General features: G+C 64.3%; 17 protein-coding genes. 11 read left to right on the top strand and 6 right to left on the bottom strand.

Annotated elements, in window-relative coordinates; translation table 11 throughout:
- The first annotated feature begins 25 nt into the window (after positions 1-25).
- The gene (locus GRI47_RS00745; RefSeq protein WP_160659510.1) at positions 26-1,528 is read left to right on the top strand and encodes an acetyl-CoA acetyltransferase; all 1,503 of its coding nucleotides are present in this window, start codon (positions 26-28) and stop codon (positions 1,526-1,528) included.
- Between the two features lie 6 nt (positions 1,529-1,534).
- Here GRI47_RS00745 and GRI47_RS00740 read toward each other — a convergent pair whose 3' ends face one another.
- From GRI47_RS00740 to GRI47_RS00730, 3 genes are all read right to left on the bottom strand, one after another.
- Complete coding sequence (locus GRI47_RS00740) at positions 1,535-2,332, bottom strand: crotonase/enoyl-CoA hydratase family protein (protein WP_160659509.1); 798 nt, start codon at positions 2,330-2,332, stop codon at positions 1,535-1,537.
- A gap of 63 nt (positions 2,333-2,395) precedes the next feature.
- Entirely contained in the window at positions 2,396-3,004 is a 609-nt protein-coding gene (locus GRI47_RS14895; protein ID WP_160659508.1) for a winged helix-turn-helix transcriptional regulator, read from the bottom strand.
- 111 nt (positions 3,005-3,115) lie between these two features.
- Entirely contained in the window at positions 3,116-4,297 is a 1,182-nt protein-coding gene (locus tag GRI47_RS00730) for an LL-diaminopimelate aminotransferase (RefSeq protein ID WP_160659507.1), read from the bottom strand.
- A gap of 163 nt (positions 4,298-4,460) precedes the next feature.
- Between GRI47_RS00730 and GRI47_RS00725 the strand changes: the two genes are divergently transcribed.
- From GRI47_RS00725 to GRI47_RS00695, 7 genes are all read left to right on the top strand, one after another.
- Positions 4,461-6,383, top strand: a complete 1,923-nt coding sequence (locus GRI47_RS00725; protein WP_160659506.1) for a PHA/PHB synthase family protein — start codon at positions 4,461-4,463, stop codon at positions 6,381-6,383.
- A 118-nt stretch (positions 6,384-6,501) separates the two neighbouring features.
- Positions 6,502-7,347, top strand: a complete 846-nt coding sequence (locus tag GRI47_RS00720; protein WP_160659505.1) for a phasin family protein — start codon at positions 6,502-6,504, stop codon at positions 7,345-7,347.
- A 204-nt stretch (positions 7,348-7,551) separates the two neighbouring features.
- Positions 7,552-7,980, top strand: a complete 429-nt coding sequence (gene clpS / locus GRI47_RS00715; RefSeq protein ID WP_419956972.1) for an ATP-dependent Clp protease adapter ClpS — start codon at positions 7,552-7,554, stop codon at positions 7,978-7,980.
- A gap of 25 nt (positions 7,981-8,005) precedes the next feature.
- Positions 8,006-8,506: a DUF427 domain-containing protein gene (locus GRI47_RS00710; RefSeq protein WP_160659504.1), complete on the top strand. Its 501-nt coding sequence runs from the start codon at positions 8,006-8,008 to the stop codon at positions 8,504-8,506.
- A 114-nt stretch (positions 8,507-8,620) separates the two neighbouring features.
- Positions 8,621-9,880, top strand: coding sequence for an LptF/LptG family permease (locus tag GRI47_RS00705; RefSeq protein ID WP_160659503.1), 1,260 nt, complete (start codon positions 8,621-8,623; stop codon positions 9,878-9,880).
- Positions 9,881-9,896: 16 nt separating this feature from the next.
- The gene (gene lptG, locus GRI47_RS00700) at positions 9,897-10,994 is read left to right on the top strand and encodes an LPS export ABC transporter permease LptG (RefSeq protein WP_160659502.1); all 1,098 of its coding nucleotides are present in this window, start codon (positions 9,897-9,899) and stop codon (positions 10,992-10,994) included.
- Complete coding sequence (locus GRI47_RS00695) at positions 10,991-11,485, top strand: GNAT family N-acetyltransferase (RefSeq protein WP_160659501.1); 495 nt, start codon at positions 10,991-10,993, stop codon at positions 11,483-11,485. Before lptG ends, GRI47_RS00695 begins: the two co-directional genes overlap by 4 nt.
- A 15-nt stretch (positions 11,486-11,500) precedes the next feature.
- On the opposite strand, the gene GRI47_RS00690 is transcribed toward GRI47_RS00695, so the two are convergent.
- Positions 11,501-12,607, bottom strand: coding sequence for a fatty acid desaturase family protein (locus tag GRI47_RS00690; protein WP_160659500.1), 1,107 nt, complete (start codon positions 12,605-12,607; stop codon positions 11,501-11,503).
- Positions 12,608-12,764: 157 nt separating this feature from the next.
- Between GRI47_RS00690 and GRI47_RS00685 the strand changes: the two genes are divergently transcribed.
- Together GRI47_RS00685 and GRI47_RS00680 are read left to right on the top strand one after the other, a co-directional pair.
- On the top strand, positions 12,765-13,931 hold the full coding sequence (locus GRI47_RS00685; protein WP_160659499.1) for an N-acetyltransferase: 1,167 nt from the start codon (positions 12,765-12,767) through the stop codon (positions 13,929-13,931).
- Positions 13,932-14,048: 117 nt separating this feature from the next.
- Positions 14,049-14,498, top strand: a complete 450-nt coding sequence (locus tag GRI47_RS00680) for a response regulator (protein ID WP_237452582.1) — start codon at positions 14,049-14,051, stop codon at positions 14,496-14,498.
- A gap of 303 nt (positions 14,499-14,801) precedes the next feature.
- On the opposite strand, the gene GRI47_RS00675 is transcribed toward GRI47_RS00680, so the two are convergent.
- Positions 14,802-15,548, bottom strand: a complete 747-nt coding sequence (locus GRI47_RS00675) for a Crp/Fnr family transcriptional regulator (RefSeq protein ID WP_160659498.1) — start codon at positions 15,546-15,548, stop codon at positions 14,802-14,804.
- A 148-nt stretch (positions 15,549-15,696) separates the two neighbouring features.
- Here GRI47_RS00675 and GRI47_RS00670 point away from each other — a divergent pair, with 148 nt between their 5' ends.
- Entirely contained in the window at positions 15,697-16,491 is a 795-nt protein-coding gene (locus GRI47_RS00670) for a response regulator (RefSeq protein ID WP_160659497.1), read from the top strand.
- A gap of 142 nt (positions 16,492-16,633) precedes the next feature.
- On the opposite strand, the gene GRI47_RS00665 is transcribed toward GRI47_RS00670, so the two are convergent.
- Positions 16,634-18,262, bottom strand: a complete 1,629-nt coding sequence (locus GRI47_RS00665; protein WP_337190609.1) for a CHASE domain-containing protein — start codon at positions 18,260-18,262, stop codon at positions 16,634-16,636.
- Between the last annotated feature and the right edge of the window lie 86 nt (positions 18,263-18,348).

Raw genomic sequence — 18,348 nt, 5'->3', positions numbered from 1 at the left:
AGAGAGCACGCAAGGGAGCAATAGGATGGAGCTGAACCCGGAACGGATACCGGTCATCGTGGGCGTTGGGCAGGTGAACGACCGCCCTGACCAGCCCGGAGACGGGCTCGATCCGGTCGGGCTGATGGCCGAAGCACTGCGGCGGGCGGAAAGGGATGGCGCCGCCGGGTTGCTCATGGATTGCGACAGCCTTGCCGTGGTGACGCAGATCGGCTGGCCCCAGCTCAATCCGGTTGAGGATGCTTTATGCGCCGCGCTGGGCATCGTTCCCGCCCACCGCACCCACACGCCCGGCCCGAACGGCGACGGTCCGACCCGTCTGCTGAACGATGCCGCCAATCGGATCGGCGCGGGCGAGGCGACAATCTGCGCGATCGTCGGTGGCGAGGCGCTGCGCACGGCGGGCCAGCTCGCCGCGCTGAAACGGCGCGAGGACGGCGCAAAACCCAACGCCCTGCGCGATGCGCCGCACCGCCGGAAGGAAGGTTATGCGCAGAGTTACGGCCTCACCCTGCCAGTCGACGTCTATCCGCTTTACGAGAACGCGGCGCGCTCCGCATGGGGGCAGCCGCTGGCCGAAGGGCAGGCGGAAAGCGGGGCCTTGTGGGCGGGAATGAGCGCGGTCGCAGCGGATAATGCGCACGCCTGGCTGGACGATGTCGTCTCTGCTGAGGAAGTCGTCACGCCTTCATCCCGCAACCGTCCGATTGCCTTTCCCTACACCAAATTCCAGGTCGCCAATGCGAGCGTCAATCAGGGCGCGGGTTTCCTCGTCACGAGCCTCGCCGAAGCGCGGCGGCGCGGCATCGCCGAACAGCGCCTGATCCATATCGGATACGGGGCGGCGGCGCGGGAGGATGCGGATTTCCTCGAGCGCGACAGCTACGCCGCCTCGCCCAGCCTCGCGGTGTCGATCGAACGGGCGCTCGACCTCAATGCCGTGACCGCCGCCGATCTCGACCATGTCGAACTCTACAGCTGCTTTCCCTGCGTGCCGAAGATGGCGCGGCGCGTCCTCGGGTGGCCACTGGACAGGCCGATCACCGTCTTCGGCGGCCTGACCTTCGGCGGGGGACCGATCGGCAATTATATGAGCCACGCGGTCGTCAGCATGGTGGAGCGGTTGCGTGGGCGTCCCGGCACGGGCCTGCTGTTCGCGAACGGCGGCTATGCGACCTATAACCACACGATCATTCTATCGAGCGAACCGACCGGCGCGCGCTTTCCGCAGGACTACGATTACCAGGCCGAAGCCGATGCGCGGCGCGGCCCGATCCCCGCGATCGACGAGGCCTATACCGGGCCGGTGACGCTCGAAACCTATACCGTCCAATACACCCGCAGCGGCGAGGTTCGGATGGGCACGGTGGTCGCGCGCACGGCTTCTGGCAAGCGTGTGCTGGCCTGCATTCCGGCGGAGGATGGCGAAACGCTTGCGACCCTGACCGATGGCGCGCGCGATCCGGTCGGGCTCGACGGAGTGATCGAAGCGGGCGCTGACGACCTGCGACGCTTCCGCTTCTGCTGACCGGCCTCAATCCTCGAATTGGGGCGCGCGCTTCTGCATCTCGGCCATCACCGCCTCGATCTGGTTGGGCTTGCGAATGACTGCATCCTGCTCCTCGCTCTCGGCCATCAGGATCGCGTCGGTATTGCGATCGTGCATCGCGTCGAACAATCGCTTGGACCCGCGCACCGCCGCCGGGTTCTTGCCAGCGATCGTCTGGGCCAAGGCCGTCGCGCGCGCCAGCGGGTCATTCTCGACGAAGGTCGCCAGCCCCAGCTCCTGCGCCTCGCGTCCGGTGAATTCGCGATTGGTGTAGACCAGCTCGCGCAGCACATCGTCGCGCACCAGCCCGCGCCACAGCGCGTATCCGCCCATGTCGGGGACCAGCCCCCATTTCATCTCCATGATCGCCATGCGCGTTTCGGGATGGACCACGCGGATATCCGCGCCGCTCGCGATCTGTAATCCGCCGCCGAAGCACACCCCATGCACCGCAGCGATCACCGGGACCGGGCATTTGCGCCAGGTCATGGCGGCTTCCTGCGCGCGATTAGAATTGCCGTGGGTGCGCTCGGCCAGCTTCGCCTGCGGGCTGGAGCCACCGGCGGCCATGCTGGAGAGGTCGAGCCCGGCGCAGAACGCCCTGCCCTCGCCCGACAGGACCACGACACGCAGGCCTTTCAGCGTGCGCAAATATTCGCCCGCTTCGATGATCCGGTCGAACTGTTCGGGGTCGAGCGCGTTCATCTTGTCGCCGCGCGTGAAGCGCACCTGCGCCACGCCATCCTCGCCGAGATCGATCCGAATCCGATCGTTTTCCTGCACGCCACTGCTCCTTTGCCGGGTCTTTCCCGCAATGGTGGGACAAGCGTGCGGCGCTGTCCAGCGTCAGCCTTTGAGCTTGTAGCCCCCTTCGGGTGCCGTCTCGATCAGGCCCGCGACTCCGGCGGCGTTCAGCTTGGTGCGCAGGCGCGAGACATGGACTTCGAGCGAATTGGTCCCCGGATCGTGCCGCAAGCGCCAGACCGCCATCAGAAGATCGGCGCGCGTCACGGCCTGGCCGGTCGTTTCGGCGAGATGCCACAGCAGCGCGAATTCGCGCGGATGCAGGCCGAGCCAGCGATCCTCCACCCGCCCGTCGCGGTGGAAGAGATCGAGTGTTACCGGCCCCGCCTGCATTTCGCGCGGCAGACGCGCGGCGTTGTCGGCCATGCGCGCGACGCGCGCGGCCAGTTCGGCGAGATCGATATCGGCTGCGAGGACTTCGCCGAAACCGCTTGTGAGCAGTTCGCCGCGCCGCGCCGGACTGTCCACGCCCAGCACCGCCACCCGGCGTCTCGGCGTCTCTGGAATGGCGGGCGCGGTGCCATCGCGCCCGTCGAGGAGGAGCGGCACGGTGCCGCCCTCGTCTGGCAGCATCGTCCAGCCCACCGTGCGCAGATCCCATGGCTCGGGCGGCTCGTCGGCGAGCGAAATCCAGCTGAATTGGCGCGCCATCGACCCTTCCCGGCTCCGCCACTGTGCGGGCCGGATGGGGGCCTAGCGGGCCGATCGCGAGGCTGCGGGCGCGGAAACCTCCGCTTTGGAGGGGTAGCGCGGTATTCCCGCTCAGCCCCGTTCGGCGAGGAAGCGCTTCACATTGCGTGCCGCCTGGCGGATGCGCTGTTCGTTCTCGACCATGGCGATGCGGACATAGCCCTCGCCCTCCTCGCCATAGCCGACGCCCGCCGCCACCGCGACACCCGCGTGTTCCAGCAATTGCTTGGAAAATTCGAGGCTGCCGACATTGTGGAAGCCCGGCGGCAGGGGCGCCCAGGCGAACATGCTGGCGGGCGGCGAGGGAATGTCCCAGCCCGCGCGCCCGAACGCCTCCACCATCACGTCGCGCCGATGCTGATAGCGGGCGCGGTTTTCCTCCACGATATCTTGCGGCCCGTTCAGAGCGGCGCAGGCTGCCGCCTGGATCGGCGTAAAGGCGCCGTAATCGAGATAGCTCTTCACCCGCGTCAGTGCCCCGATCAGTTCGGGATTGCCCACCGCGAAGCCCATCCGCCATCCGGCCATGGAATAGGTCTTGGACATGGAGGTGAACTCGACCGCCACATCCTTCGCCCCCGGCACTTCCAGGATCGATCGGGTCGGCTTGCCGTCGTAATACAGCTCGGAATAGGCGAGGTCGGACAGGACCCAGACCTTGTTCTCCTTCGCCCAGGCAACCAGCCGTTCGTAGAAGGCGAGATCGACCGTCTCGGCGGTGGGGTTGCTGGGATAATTGACGACCAGCACGGTCGGGCGCGGCACGGTGTAGGCCATCGCATTGTCGAGCGCCTGCCAGTATTTCTCGTCGGGCGTGGTCGGCACGCTGCGGATGGTGGCGCCCGCGATGATGAAGCCGAACGTGTGGATCGGATAGCTGGGGCTCGGCGCCAGCACCACGTCGCCCGGTGCGGTGATCGCGGTCGCCATGCTCGACAGGCCTTCCTTCGAGCCCATCGTGACCACCACCTCGCGCTCGGGATCGAGATCGACGTTGAAGCGGCGGCCGTAATAATTCGCCTGCGCGCGGCGCAGGCCCGGAATGCCCTTGGACTGGGAATAGCCGTGCGCGCCGGGCTTGCCCGCGACCTCGCACAATTTGTCGACGACGTGCTGGGGCGGCGGGCGATCGGGATTGCCCATGCCGAGGTCGATGATGTCGCGCCCTTCGCGCCGCGCCGCGTGCCGCATCGCGTTGACCTCCGCGATCACATAGGGCGGCAGGCGTTTGATGCGGTAGAATTCTTCGGCCAAGCGATCCTCCGAAAGTGCGAGACGGCGTCGTATCCCTTATGCGTCTAGCTGCTCCGGCCCGCCACGCAAACTCACCCTAGTCACGGCGCGCCGGAATATTCTACACGGGAGACAAGCGCGCCTTGATACCGATCGGCGCGACAGCGAACGAGCGGAGCCTGTGATGACCGACAAGACCCAAGCGCCCAACCCCTTCAGCACGGATGCCATGACGGCCATGGCCGAAGGCCCCGCCAAGCTCGCCCAGGCAATGTTCGCGCCCATGTTTACGCCGACGATGAACCCCTCCCTGTTCCCGATGGCGGGCGGCGAGGCGGTTTCCGCCATGTCGCCCCAGGATATGCAGCATTGGGCCGAGGTCGGCACGAAGCTTCAGACCATGTGGCTGGAATATCAGCAGGAGAAGCTGGCCGATCCCCAGGCGATGATGCCCTTCTTCGATCCGTCCCGCTGGATGAGCTTGGCCGAAAACTGGTACAGCCAGATGCCGATCGCCCAGGTCGAACAGCAGAAGGCCCTGTTCGAACAGGGCATGGCTTTGTGGGAACAGGTGCTGGGCCAATACGGCATCGGGCCGCAGGCCGACGCCGTGAGCGAAGGGGAGCCCGACCTCCCGCTCAAGGACAAGCGTTTCGCCGATCCGCGCTGGCGCGCCCATCCCGCCTTCGCGCTGATCCACCAGACCTATCTCTTCCTCGCCCAGCAGGCGCTGGCCATGGTCGACGATATGGAAGGCCTGACGCCCGACAAGCGCGAGCAGTTGCGCTTCACCACCCGCGCCATCACCGAAGCGGCGAGCCCGGCCAATTTCCCGATGACCAATCCGGTCGTGCTCGAACGCACGCTGGAAACGCGCGGCGAGAACCTCATCAAGGGAATGGAGCACCTGATCGCCGACCTGCGGCGCGGACAGTTGAGCCACACCGATTCCGACGCGTTCACGCTTGGCGAAAACATCGCGACGACGCCGGGCAAGGTCGTCCATGAAACGCCGCTGTTCCAGCTGATCCAGTATTCCCCGACGACGGACACGGTGATGGAGACCCCGCTCGTCATCTTCCCACCCTGGATCAACCGCTTCTACATCCTCGATCTGAACGAGAAGAAGAGCTTCGTGCGCTGGGCGGTGGCGCAGGGGCTGACCGTGTTCATGGTCAGCTGGAAATCGGCCGATGCCAGCATGAAGGATGTCGTTTGGGACGATTACGTGCGCGGCCAGATCGAGGCGATCGACCATGTGCGCGAACGGCTGGGCGTCGAAGCGGTGAACGCAATCGGCTATTGCGTGGCGGGCACCACGCTCGCCGCGACACTGGCGCTGCTGCATCGCCGGGGCGAGCAGGACAAGGTCAGCAGCGCGACCTTCTTCACCGCGCAGGTCGATTTCGAACAGGCTGGCGAATTGCTGCATTTCGTCGACGACCAGCAACTGGCCGCGATCCAGTCGCTCTCGCCCGAAGGCTATCTCGACGGGCGGTATATGGCGGCGACGTTCAACCTGTTGCGGGGCACGGACCTCATCTGGAACTACGTCGTCAACAATTACATGCTGGGCGAAGACTATCCGGCCTTCGATCTCCTGCACTGGAACGGGGACGTCACCAACCTGCCCGCCAAATGGCACCAGGACTATCTGCGCGATCTCTATCGCGACAACCGGCTGGTCGAGAAGGACCGGATGGAGGTCGACGGGACGAAGATAGATCTCGGGCTGGTGGAGACGCCCACTTATGTGCAGGCCGGGCGCGAAGACCACATCGCGCCCGCCGCAAGCGTCTGGAAGATCACCGAACACTTTAATGGCCCACTGCGCTTCGTCCTCGCCGGATCGGGGCATATCGCGGGCGTGGTCAATCCGCCCGAGGCGGGTAAATACCAGTACTGGATCAATGAAGGCGATCCCGCCTCGCTGGAGGAGTTTGCTGCCGGGGCGACCGAGCACAAGGGCAGCTGGTGGCCCGACTGGATCGAATGGCTGCGCGCGTCCGACGGATCGACGGTGAAGGCGACGGGCAAGCGCAAGCCGGGCGGCAAGGGCGACGCTGTTATCGAGAACGCGCCGGGGCGTTACGTGATGACGCGATAGGGGCCAACGCAAAGGGCGGACCCACCCTCTAAAATCGGAATTTGTGCACTGCACAAAAACTGCTTGACGTTTGTTGCCCCGCACCCTATTTGTGCAATGCAACAAAGTGAGGTTACCGATGGCCGAGGGTCAGAGCAAAATCGATGCTGCCGCGGAAAAGGCGTTTGCCGACGCGGCGCAGAAGAAAGCCGGCGAAGTAAACGCCAAGGCTGTCGAGAAGGCGGTTTCCGCTGACGAGACCGCTGCGGTCAAGCCGTCCGCGATTGCCGAAGCGGTTGCCGCGGAACCGGCGCAGGCCGAGTCGAAGGCTCCGGCTGCGAAAGTAGAAGCCGAAAAGGCGGTGCCTGCAAAGGCACCGGCGAAGAAGGCCCCTGCCAAGAAAGTCGCTGCCAAGAAGACGCCCGCGAAGAAGCGTGCGCCGAAGAAGGCTGCCGACAAGCCCACTGAGAAAACAACCAAGAAGGCGGCTGCGCGCAACAACGCCCGCCCCACTGTATCGCAATTGAAGGAAAAGATCATGGCCACTGCCAAGAACACCAAGACCGACTACACCGCCACCGCCAAGGACATGGCTGCCCAGCTGCAGACCCGCGCCAAGGCCGCTTTCGAAAAGGGCAGCGAAATCACCTCGCAGGTCACCGACTTCCACAAGGGCAACATCGAAGCCCTCGTCGAATCGGGCAAGATCCTCGCCTCGGGTATGCAGGACATGGGCCGCACCTATGTCGAGGAAGCCAAGACCGCTGCCGACACCGTCCAGGACGACGTGAAGAAGATGGCCGCGATCAAGTCGCCGACCGAATTCTTCCAGCTCCAGGGTGAGATCGCCCGTCGCAATTTCGACGCGATGGTCGCCACCACCTCGAAGAACGCCGAGATGATGATGAAGCTCGCCAACGAAGCCTTCGCGCCGATCTCGACCCGCGCCAGCGTCGCCACCGAGAAGCTCTCGAAGGCCGCCTGAGCGTAACAAGCTCCTCGTTCCCGGGCCTCTCTCCTCTCTCTCCCGCCCGGGGACGATACGATCACGGGCCGGATGGCATCTGCCATCCGGCCCGTTTTTTGTGGTTCCATCTCCAGGCAGCCATCGGCTTCGTATCCGATAAACCGCGCGCCGCATCGCGTGGCGACTTGCGAAGCGCACGATCGATACGATATGCGGTCTCTCATGCGATCCTTGCGCTCTCCCTATCCGGCCGCTGCCACCGATGCTGCGTATGCGGCGGGCCCTTTCGACCCTGCGATCTTCACCGCTGGCGGGGATGATGCCGATGGCGGCGGCGACGACGATGCCGGCGGCCAGAGCCGCGTCGGCCTCGCCACCCGGACCCGTGCCAAGCCGAAAAAGCCGAGCCAGTACAAGGTCCTGCTGTTGAACGACGATTACACGCCGATGGAATTCGTCGTCATCATCCTCAAGCGGTTCTTCCGCATGGACATGGAAGAAGCGACTCGCGTCATGCTCCACGTCCATCAGAAGGGCGTCGGCGTGTGCGGCATCTTCCCTTACGAGGTGGCCGAAACCAAGGTGAACCAGGTGATGGATTTCGCCCGCCAGAATCAGCATCCGCTCCAATGCACGCTGGAAAAGGCGTGAGCGCAGGCTGCGCAATCGTTTCGGGATGATCGGACATCCCGAACCCGATCAGATCGGTCCGGGGCAGGAAAGCGTCTGGGACTATCCCCGCCCCGCCGTGGCCGAACCGAGCGATCGCCATATCCTGATCCGTCACAAGGGTGTCGTCCTCGCCGATACGCGGAACAGCTGGCGCACGCTCGAAACCAGCCATCCGCCGACCTATTACCTCCCGCAAGGCGATATCGCGATGGACCTGCTGTCTCCCAATCCGCGCCGTTCGCTGTGCGAATGGAAGGGGCAGGCGCGATACTGGGACGTCGCGATCGGCGGCGACCGGTTTGAAGGCGTCGGCTGGTCCTATCCCGACCCCACCTCCTCCTTCGCGCCCGTCGCGGGCCACATCGCCTTCTATGCCGATCCGTTCGAGGAATGCCTTGTCGATGGCGAACAGGTCGTGCCGCAGCCGGGCGGGTTTTACGGCGGCTGGATCACCTCGCGCGAGGCTGGACCGTTCAAGGGCGTGCCCGGAAGCCGGTTCTGGTGACGGTTTGGTGCGTTTGCGACCCCGTTTCGAAGCCGGTACGACGCCTTTGCGCATGACCGATCCGGCAAACCACGCTAGGGCATTCGCGCCCCCCGAACGATAGCCAGGCCCCTAGTGTTCAACTTCGTCCCCAGCATCGATCGCTATATCTTCAAGCTCGTCGTCGTGCCGATGCTGGGCGTGTTCGCGCTCGCCGCCTCGCTGCTGACGCTCGACAAGATGCTGAGACTGTTCGATTTCGTCGCGGTCGAAGGCGGACCGGTCGGCGTCGTCTTCAAGATGCTAGGCGCGCTGATCCCTGAATATGCCAGCCTCGCCATTCCGCTCGGCCTGATGCTCGGCATCCTCGTCGCCTTCCGCAAGCTCGCCACCAGCAGCGAACTCGACGTGCTGCGCGCCGTTGGGATGAGTTATGGCCGGATGCTGCGGATGCCCTACATCATCACGGCGGTGCTGATGGCGGTGAACGTGGCGCTGGTCTTCTACGTCCAGCCGATCAGCCGCTATTATTACGAACAGCTCGAATACGAATTGCGGTCGGGCGCGCTGGGCGCCTCGATCAAGGTGGGCGAATTCACCACGCTGGCGGACCGGATGGCGCTGCGGATCGAGGAGAGCGAGGATGACGGAACACGCCTCAAGGGCATCTTCGCGCGCGTCTCCAACGATAAGGGCCAGATCCTCTCGATCAGCGCGCGCGAGGGCTCGTTCCTCGCCACGACCGACAGTCCCGACACGATCATCCTGCGGCTCGACGATGGCACCATCGTCCAGGACATGGGCAATCAGTCGCCGCGCGTCCTGGCCTTCACGCGCCAATATCTGCCAATCGACCTGCCCGCGATCGAGGAATTCCGCGCCCGCGGCGATGCGGAGCGGGAATATATCCTGCCGGAATTGCTGAGGATCGGATGGAATTCCGGTGAGAGCGAGGCGCGGCGCGATGCCAGCCAAGCGAGCTTCAATTTCCGCCTCGTCGAGGTGGTGATGATGGCGCTGCTGCCTCTGCTCGCCGTGTCGCTCGGCATTCCGCCCAAGCGATCGACCAGCGCGCTCGGCGTGTTCGTCTCGATCGTGATGGTGGTCTCCTACCACAAGATAAACCAGTACGGCGAAGACCTCGCCGCGCTCGGGCGCTTCGACCCGATCCTCGCCCTGTGGGGGCCGTTCGTGCTGTTCGCGGCGCTGATCGGCTGGATGTATTATCGCGTCGCCCATGTGCCCGGCGGACAGGCGATCGGCGCACTGGAAAGCTGGTTCGCGAAGATCGCCAAACGGCTCGGCAGGCTATTCGGACGGCGGCGGATGCGCGATGAGACGGCGCATCCCGACACGCAAGGCGGCACGCCGCTCGATCCGGTCCCGGCGGAATAGGACACGGCGCCCACAGATGCAGTTCGATTTCTTCCCCTCGCGCACGCTGACGCTTTATCTCGCAAAGATGTTCATCGCCCGCATCCTGGCGGTGCTGGTGATGCTGGTGCTCGTCCTGCTGATGCTGGACCTGCTCTCCTCGAGCGGCGAAATCCTCGCGGTGGAGGGGAACGGTCAAGCCGAATTGCTGACCTATGCCGGATTGCGCATCCCGCAGCTCGTCGCGCGTTTCCTGCCCTATTCGGTTCTCCTTGCGACACTGATCGCGCTTGTCGGCCTCAACCAGAACAGCGAGGTGGTGGCGATGAAAGCCGCCGGCCTGTCCGCCCATCAGGTGCTCGCCCCCTTCCTGCTAACGTCGCTGGTCGTCGCGGGCGTCAGCTTCGCCTTCAACGAGCGGGTGGTGACGCGCGCGACCGCTACGTTGAAAGCGTGGGAGGCGAACGAATTCGGCTCGATCCCCGAGACGAGCAATGTCCGCACCAATGTCTATCTGACCGATGGCACCGACATCCTTTCCGCTGCGGCCGTCGCTGGCAGCGGGGAGGCGATCGCGATGCGGCAGGTCACCTGGTATCGCCGCAGCCCCGAAGGCGCCATCGTCGAACAGATCCGCGCGCCGGTCGCGACCTATGCGGCGCCCGGCTGGCGGCTGGAGGATGCGACCCGCTTCGAGGTCGCAAGCGCGGGCGCGGAGCAGATACCCGAGATCGTGGTCGCCCAGGGGTTGACGCCCGAGCAGGTCGACCTCGCCCAGGTCGATCCCGACACCGTGTCCTTCTTTGCTCTGTCCGGCGCCATCGATCGATACGAGGCGGCGGGACGGCGCACGGCCGAATTGCGCGCCAAATGGTGGCACAAGCTGTCAGGGCCGCTCTCGGCCGTCCTGATGCCTTTATTGGGTTCGGTGGCGGCGTTCGGCCTCGCGCGGTCGGGCCAGTTGTTCGTTCGCGCGCTGATCGGAATGGCTCTGGGCTTTGCCTATTTCGTGGTCGACAACGCGGCGCTGGCGATGGGCAATTTCGGCGGCTACCCGCCCTTTCTTGCTGCCTGGGCGCCGTTCCTCCTGTTCTTCCTCGTGGGTGAGACCGTCCTGATCCGGACCGAGGAGTGAGCGGCGCCTGGTCGCTTCGTCTCGCGCGCAGCGAAGATGCGGCTGCGTTTCATCGGGTCGAGGAAGATGCGGCGGACCTGCTGCGCTCCGCGCCCGAACTGGCGGGCGTCGCGATCCCGCCTTCGCAGAGCGAGCAGGATTACGCGCGCCTGATCCGTCGCGGTCATTGCCTGTCCGCCATCGCGGGCGAGCAAGTGATCGGCTTCGCCGCCGCTGCCCCCAAGGGCCGCGAGCTTCATCTCCATGAACTGAGCGTCGCGCGATCCTGGCAACGTCGCAGGATCGGCGCGACATTGCTCGAAGCGCTCGCGATCGATGCGCGCAATTCCGGCTTCCGGGCGATCACTCTCACCACCTGGCGCGACATCGCCTGGAATGCGCCGTTCTATGCTTCGCAAGGTTTCGTTGAAGTGGCGAACAGTGATGATAGCGCGGTCGAGGACGGCGCGCCGGATCTGCCGCGCTGCGCGATGATCCGGCTGCTGGACTGACGCGCGCCCCCTCGATCAGCGGCGCGTCATGGTGCTCCGCGTGATGCGCGCCACCAACGAGGCCATTCCGGGGTGGTTCGCGCCATGATAGGTCGACCCCTCGCCCAATTCCCTCGCCAGACGCCGATGCGCCTCGGGCAGCGAATGGTAAGGCATGGACGGCATCAAATGGTGCAGCGCGTGATAGCGCAGGCCGACCGGCGCCCACAATTCCGCGATCCGCCCCGGCGGCGGCACGTTGACGCTGTCGAGGAACTGGGCGGTCACCGTCATCGGTTCGCCTTCATTCTCCCAGAGATGCGCCACCAAGGTCCGCAGCTGGTTGACCGTCGCCACGACCGAGAACACCGCGAAGGCGATCAGGATCGGCTTCCAGCCCAGCAGAAACACGCTGGCGATCAGCGTCCAGGCCCAGACCGCCCCGCCCAATTCCTGCCAGAACACCTTCTGGCGCAGATCGTCTTCCACCGGGCGGCGCCGGAACTTGGGATTGATCGCGAGGGCGGAAAAGCGCGCCCAGGTCACGCGTCGCACCGCCGGAATGACGGCCCCGAGCGGCACGAGCACCGCGAACCGGAACAGCAGCCCGACCGTCGCGAGCGGCGCGATCACGACGAAGAGCGGAAGCGTCCACGGTTTCATTAGAGCGAGCGGGAGATATTCCGGGTCCTCGACCGTGCCATACTGGGTGCGTTTGTGATGGATGACATGGGCGCCCTCATACATGAAGGACGGCGTCAGCAGCGGAATGCCGACGAGGACGTTCCAGGCCGCACCGAAGCGCGCCATCGCACCCCTGCGGAAATGCGAGATTTCGTGGATGAACAGCAGGGCGCGATACAGCGCCAGCGCCGATATCACCCCGAGCGCGATGGCGAGGGGAACGCTGTCGGCAAGGATCGCCCCGGCCAGAGCGCCATAGCCGATCAGGGCGGACACCAGCATATCGGTCCAGTAGATCGCGGGATTGGCCTCCGCGATATCCTTGGTCAGATCCCGCGCGGCGCGCAGCATCACCTTGTCGTCCTCGATCGGCTGGCGCGCGGCGGCAGGGGCCGCGCGCTGCTGCGTCACGATGCCGCGATCCGTGTTTCCGGGGTTCAAGGTGTGCTGACCATTCATGCCGCGATCTATCCGTAACTGCGCCGCGTAGGCAAAGCGATGTTTATCGTCGCGTTTGGGCGGGCGTCTTGACACGATGCTCTTTGGGGAAGCAGGGGCGAACCCCGGCTGAATGCCCAATTCATAGCGACGCACATTCCATCGAAAGGTTCGCACCGTGACGACAGGCGAAATAGTGATCCGCCCGGTATCGGGCAAGGCCGGTCGGGCGGAATTCGTCGATCTCGGCCGCAGATTCGCCGCGCGCGAGCCCCATTCGGTGCCGCAATTGCGCTCCGAACAGCTCGAACTGATCGATCCCGACAAGAACCCCTTTTTTGGCCATGCCCGTGCCGCCTTCTTCATCGCCTATCGCGGCGACACCCCGGTCGGGCGCATTTCCGCCCATATCGACGAACTCGCGCTCGAACTCCCGCGCGAACAGGGGATGGGGCCGGGCACCGGCCTGTTCGGCTATTTCGATGCCGAGGACGAGGAAACTGCCCGCGCCCTGCTGACCCAGGCCGAAGCCTGGAACCGCGCCCAGGGGATGACCCGCGTGCTGGGTCCGATCTCGCTGTCGATATGGGAGGAGCCGGGCCTGCTGGTGAAGGGGCAGGATCACCCGCCGACCATGCTGATGGGCCACCATCCGGCGCATTATCGCCGCTGGATCAAGGACGCGGGCTATGCGCCCGCCAAGACGCTTCTGACCTACGAACTCGACATCACGCAGGATTTTCCGCCGCTGATCCGCCGTATCGTCCAGTCGGGCGAACGCAATTCCCGCATCACGGTGCGGCCCGTCGACAAGGCGAACTGGGACCGGGATCTGGCGATCGTGCTGGCGATCCTCAACGATGCCTGGTCGGATAATTGGGGCTTCGTGCCCTTCACCGATCGCGAGATCGCCTATGCCGCGAAGAAGATGAAACCGATCGTGCACGAACGGCTCAACATGATCGCGGAAGTCGATGGCGAGCCGGTGGCCTTCATGCTGACCTTTCCCGACATGAACGCAGTTCTGAAGCGCATAAACGGTCGGCTGCTGCCCCTCGGATGGCTGCGCCTGCTGCGCTGGCTGAAGAAGCCGACCGGCGCAGATATGCGTGTGCCGCTGATGGGAGTCCGCCGCGAGCTTCAGAACTCGCGCATGGCCAGCCAGCTCGCCTTCATGATGATCGAGCGCATACGGCAGAACGCGACCAGGGATTTCAAATCGGTGCGCGGCGAGATCGGCTGGATCCTCGAAGACAATAAGGGGATGCTCGCCATCGCGGATGCGATCGATAGCCGGATCAACCGGGAATACGTAATCTTCGAAAAGCCGCTCGACGAGCGCTGAGCCGCATCGCCCGAAAACTGGGTCTTTGTCGCAACAGGGTCGTAATTCGCGTCAGGCGGGGAACCGGGAGGGGCCGCGCTCGGTTCGGAAGGACAGGTGCGGATACTCGCGCCCCAGATGGATTCGCGCACCCCGATCATGACTCGCACGGCTCAGCCTCCTTCCCGTTCCCTTCCCCGCCACGTCCTGGTGGTGGAAGACGACGCCATTCTGGCGATGGCGCTGGAAATGGCCCTGCGCGACGCGGGCGTGGAGCAGGTCGAGATCAGTTCGACGAGCGAAATGGCATTGGCCGCGCTCAGAACCGGGCAACCCGATGCTATCGTCCTCGACGTCCATCTGGCGGATCGCGACGATGGCTGGGCGGTCGCCGAGCTGGTTCGCTCGCTCGGTCCATCCGGCCCGAGAATTGTCTTTTCGACCGGTGCCCCGCAGGACATTCCCGAACAGATCGCGGAAATGGGCTGTGTCATGGAAAAGCCCTATGACCCTAAGGAACTGGTCGAAGTTCTGACGGAGCCGAAGCGGCGCGGCCTGATTTCGCGCCTGCGTGCTGTTCTGAAATGACGGCTGCTTGAGGCAGCGTCGAAAGCCAGTCCTAACCCGAATGTCCCTGTGCGATTTCCCGGTGCGGCCTTAGGGCGCAGCACCGCTCCACGACCGGTAGCGTTCCATCAAGACCGAGAAAGCCATCCGAAGAAAAAAGGCCTCCGTTCTTTGTGAACGGAGGCCTTTCGGGATCGTATCACCAGCCGCTTGGACGGGAGGGGGGGTCTCGGCGGTGACATGGGTATAATGTGCGACCGCGACAGGGGTTCCCGCCCTATCCCAAAAAATTGCAAGTCTTTTTCGGAAAAAGGTTTTTTCGTTTCAAATAAAGGGCTTGGGCCGCGCGCAACACCGTTCGAAATGCGCGAATTCGCGCGCAGCCGGAAGATCGGGCACATGGATCTCGTTCGGCTGCCAGGTAACCAGACCATCGCGATCGAGCGCCTTGATAGTGCGATTGGTGTGCACCAGCGACAATCCGAGCATGTCCGCGATCTGCGCCTGCCGGATAGGGAGCGCGAGCCGGTTATCGTCACCGGCCATGCCCACGCTCTTGGCGCGATCCATCAGAAATACGGCGAGATAGGCGACCCGCTCTTTCGCGGAGCGGCGACCGAGAGCGACGAGATGCTCTTCGAGCGCGGATTCCTCCTCCGCCGCCATCCAGATCACGTCATAACCGAGGCGCGGATGTTTCGCGATCAGGTTTTCGAATTTCGGGCGCTGGAACACGCACAGGCGCGACGCCAGCAGGGCTTCCACCGAATGCGCGGACGGGTCGTCGAATGCCCCTTGCAGGCCGACCAAATCGCCGGGGAACATGAAATTGACGATCTGTCGCCGTCCGTCTTCGAGGGTGCGATACCGGATCAGCACGCCTTCCATCAGCGTATAGAGGCTTTCGAGCTGCTGCGACTGCTCGACGAGGACCTCCCCTCTACCAAGCTGGATTTCGCCATCCTTGAAATCCTGCATATAGGCGATCTGGGTCTCGTCCAGCTCGCGCAATCCGGGCATATCCTGCAGCGGGCAACGCGCACAGGCCATCGCCCGCACTATATTTTCCATCGAAATTCGCCCCTGCCGTCCTTGTTCGGCCCTGATTTTTCCAACCTGCAGGGAAAATGTCAAATTTCGCACGGAGTGACGCTTGAAGGCAGAGGAACCATCCCCCAAACGGGGCGTTCTACGCGCGAATTCCTTGGAAGGGGTCTCTATGTCACTTGGTGATCAAATTGCTAAAAACCTACCCTATTTGCGCCGTTACGCGCGTGCCCTGACCGGCTCGCAGGCGACCGGCGATGCCTTTGTCCGCGCGACTTTGGAAGCGGCGCTGGCCGATGAAGATCTGAAGGCCTCGCTCGAAGGCGGTCGCGTTCCTCTCTACCGCGCCTTCAACAAGGTGTGGGGCAGCGCCTATATGGAAACGCCCGACAGCGGGTCCGATTTCAGCGACCACGAAGAAGCGGCCAGCGGGCGGCTCAAGGCGATTACGCCGATGAACCGCCAGGCGCTGTTGCTGACCACTCTGGAGGATTTCTCCACCGATCAGGCGGCGGAGATCATGGAAGTCTCCGAAGAGGATATCGAGAAGCTGGTTCAGGAAGCAGTCGAGGAAATCGATCGCGAAACCTCGACCGAAGTGCTCATCATCGAAGACGAGCCGCTGATTTCGATGCAGCTCGAAGATCTGGTTACCTCGCTCGGCCATCAAATCTGCGGGACTGCCGCCACGCGGACGCAGGCGCAGGAAGTGGTCGCGGAAAAGACCCCCGGCCTCGTCCTCGCCGATATCCAGCTTGCCGACGGGTCGTCCGGCCTCGACGCGGTGGACGACATCCTGGCGATCGGCAGCGTTCCGGTCATCTTCATCACCGCCTATCCCGAACGCCTTCTCACCGGTGACCGGCCTGAACCGACCTATCTGGTCACCAAGCCGTTCCAGGAACAGACGGTGCGCGCGGCGATCAGCCAGGCCTTGTTCTTCGGCTCCAGCCGTCCGCTTGCCTGACGCTTTCCGCCTGACGGAAATATCGCATTGAAACGGCCGGTGCCTTCGTGGCGCCGGCCGTTTTGTTTGCTTCACGCGAACCAATGGGCGGGCCCAGATCGGAGCGGCGGCTGCGCTTGATCGCGCAACCAATACGACTTCGTCAGCGGGAGGTCGGCAGCTGGCGGCTGGCGCGAATTTCGAAATCGCCGCGTTCGCGCACCGGAACCATGAGCGTGCACCGCACCCCCTTGGGGTCGAAGATCAGCTCGACCGGATGGCGCAATTCATGGGCGACGATCTTTTCGATCAAGTCGGTTCCGAAACCGCGCTTGCGCTGTTCGGGCACCGATGGCCCTCCCCGCTCCTGCCATTCGATCCGCGCCAAGCCTTCGGACATCAATTCCCACCGGATGTCGACGCAGCCGTTTTCGCAGCTGAGAGCGCCGTATTTGGACGCGTTGGTCGCCAGCTCATGCAACGCCAGCCCGAGCGACAGCGCATCGTTGGGCGCAAGTTCCACCGGCGGACCCTGGCTGACGATGGTATGCGCCTCGTCATGCGCGTAGGGCGCGAGTTCGGCCGCCACGACCGATGCGATCGGCGTGGTGCCCCATTCGGATTGCGTGAGCAGGTCGTGGGTCGCGGAAAGCGCCCTGATCCGCCCGTCCAGCCCGTCCGCAAAGGATTGGACGTCCTCTGCCCGTCGCCTGGTCAGCGCCACGATCGACAGCACGTTCGCAAGCGTGTTCTTGACGCGATGATTGAGTTCGCGGGTCAGGGAATTGCGGATCGAGTTCTGTTCCGCGAACCAGTTCAACGATCGCTGGTCCTCCAGCGCCTGTTTGGTCAACAACCGCGCCACCAGCATGAGCAGGCTGGCGACCGCCAGTCCGAACAACATCGTGATCATAGAAAGCGGCGACAGAGCCGAATCGTTCTTGGCGCGAACCACCAAGCGCATATCGCGATTGGCGACATTGACTTCGCGTTCCACGGTCCTCCCGTCCTCGTCCCCACCCTCGAGGGTTCCGAGCAAGGCGCCCCCGGCGGCCCCACCATCGTAGAGCTCGATACCGACATTGCCCCGGTCGACCAGTTCGCTCGCGGATTTGAGGAAGTCGGGCGCGTTGAAAGGGCTGTAGATGAACCCGAGCAGAGTGCGTCGCTCGCCCGTGCCGGAAAAAACGGGCATATAGATCAGAAAGCCGGGATCGGAGCCGCCGCCTTCCTGCGCGAGGACGACGCTTCCGCTGGCAGTCGGCCGCAGCATTCGCTGGGCGCGATCCATCGCCTCGCGCCGGATGGGTGAGGAATACATATCGTATCCCAGCGCGCGTCGGTTCCTCACCGTGTCCGGCTGGAGATAGCGCACCGGGACCAGCCGATCGCGCGGCTGTTCGGCGAGTGTGGGCCTGATACGGACATCGCCGATGCGGTAGCGGTTGAGATCGGCTTCGAAGGCCGGAACTTCGGAAGGGCGCAGGACCGGCGCCCAGCCATAGCCTTCCGCGCCCTGGTAATCGGCATCGAGCCGCAATTCCGCGACGAACCTGTTGAACAGCGCCGGATCGACGCTTCCCTGGGCGGAAAACAGGGCGGCGCCTGCGCGAAGATAGGAAGCGTTGACCGAGGCCCGCCGTTCCAGCACCGCCGACATCGCACCGGCGGTGCGCGCCATCGCGGCATCTTCGCGCGCCCGCTCGCCACGCTCTATCGTCAGCACGCTGAGCGCCGTGAGAGCGACGATGATCAGGAAGATGCCCACCGGGATCAACCTGGGGTAGGTCACCAGCCAATGCCTCGGGCCGCTTTCGCGCGAGTCCGGGCTCCTGGTTTCCCGTTTGCTAGCCAGAGCCCTGCCTTCCAAAAAAACTT

The sequence above is a fragment of the Qipengyuania pelagi genome (assembly GCF_009827295.1).
Classification (GTDB): domain Bacteria; phylum Pseudomonadota; class Alphaproteobacteria; order Sphingomonadales; family Sphingomonadaceae; genus Qipengyuania; species Qipengyuania pelagi.
Note: the sequence above shows the minus strand (reverse complement) of the source record. Positions and strands in the feature narration are given on the sequence as shown.

Coding starts and splice junctions, on each gene's coding strand:
- GRI47_RS00745 (WP_160659510.1), top strand. CDS start 26: ATGGAGCTGAACCCGGAACGGATACCGGTCATCGTGGGCGTTGGGCAG.
- GRI47_RS14895 (WP_160659508.1), bottom strand. CDS start 3,004: ATGGCGCGCCAATTCAGCTGGATTTCGCTCGCCGACGAGCCGCCCGAG.
- GRI47_RS00725 (WP_160659506.1), top strand. CDS start 4,461: ATGACCGACAAGACCCAAGCGCCCAACCCCTTCAGCACGGATGCCATG.
- GRI47_RS00720 (WP_160659505.1), top strand. CDS start 6,502: ATGGCCGAGGGTCAGAGCAAAATCGATGCTGCCGCGGAAAAGGCGTTT.
- clpS (WP_419956972.1), top strand. CDS start 7,552: ATGCGATCCTTGCGCTCTCCCTATCCGGCCGCTGCCACCGATGCTGCG.
- GRI47_RS00710 (WP_160659504.1), top strand. CDS start 8,006: ATGATCGGACATCCCGAACCCGATCAGATCGGTCCGGGGCAGGAAAGC.
- lptG (WP_160659502.1), top strand. CDS start 9,897: ATGCAGTTCGATTTCTTCCCCTCGCGCACGCTGACGCTTTATCTCGCA.
- GRI47_RS00690 (WP_160659500.1), bottom strand. CDS start 12,607: ATGAATGGTCAGCACACCTTGAACCCCGGAAACACGGATCGCGGCATC.
- GRI47_RS00680 (WP_237452582.1), top strand. CDS start 14,049: ATGGATTCGCGCACCCCGATCATGACTCGCACGGCTCAGCCTCCTTCC.
- GRI47_RS00675 (WP_160659498.1), bottom strand. CDS start 15,548: ATGGAAAATATAGTGCGGGCGATGGCCTGTGCGCGTTGCCCGCTGCAG.
- GRI47_RS00670 (WP_160659497.1), top strand. CDS start 15,697: ATGTCACTTGGTGATCAAATTGCTAAAAACCTACCCTATTTGCGCCGT.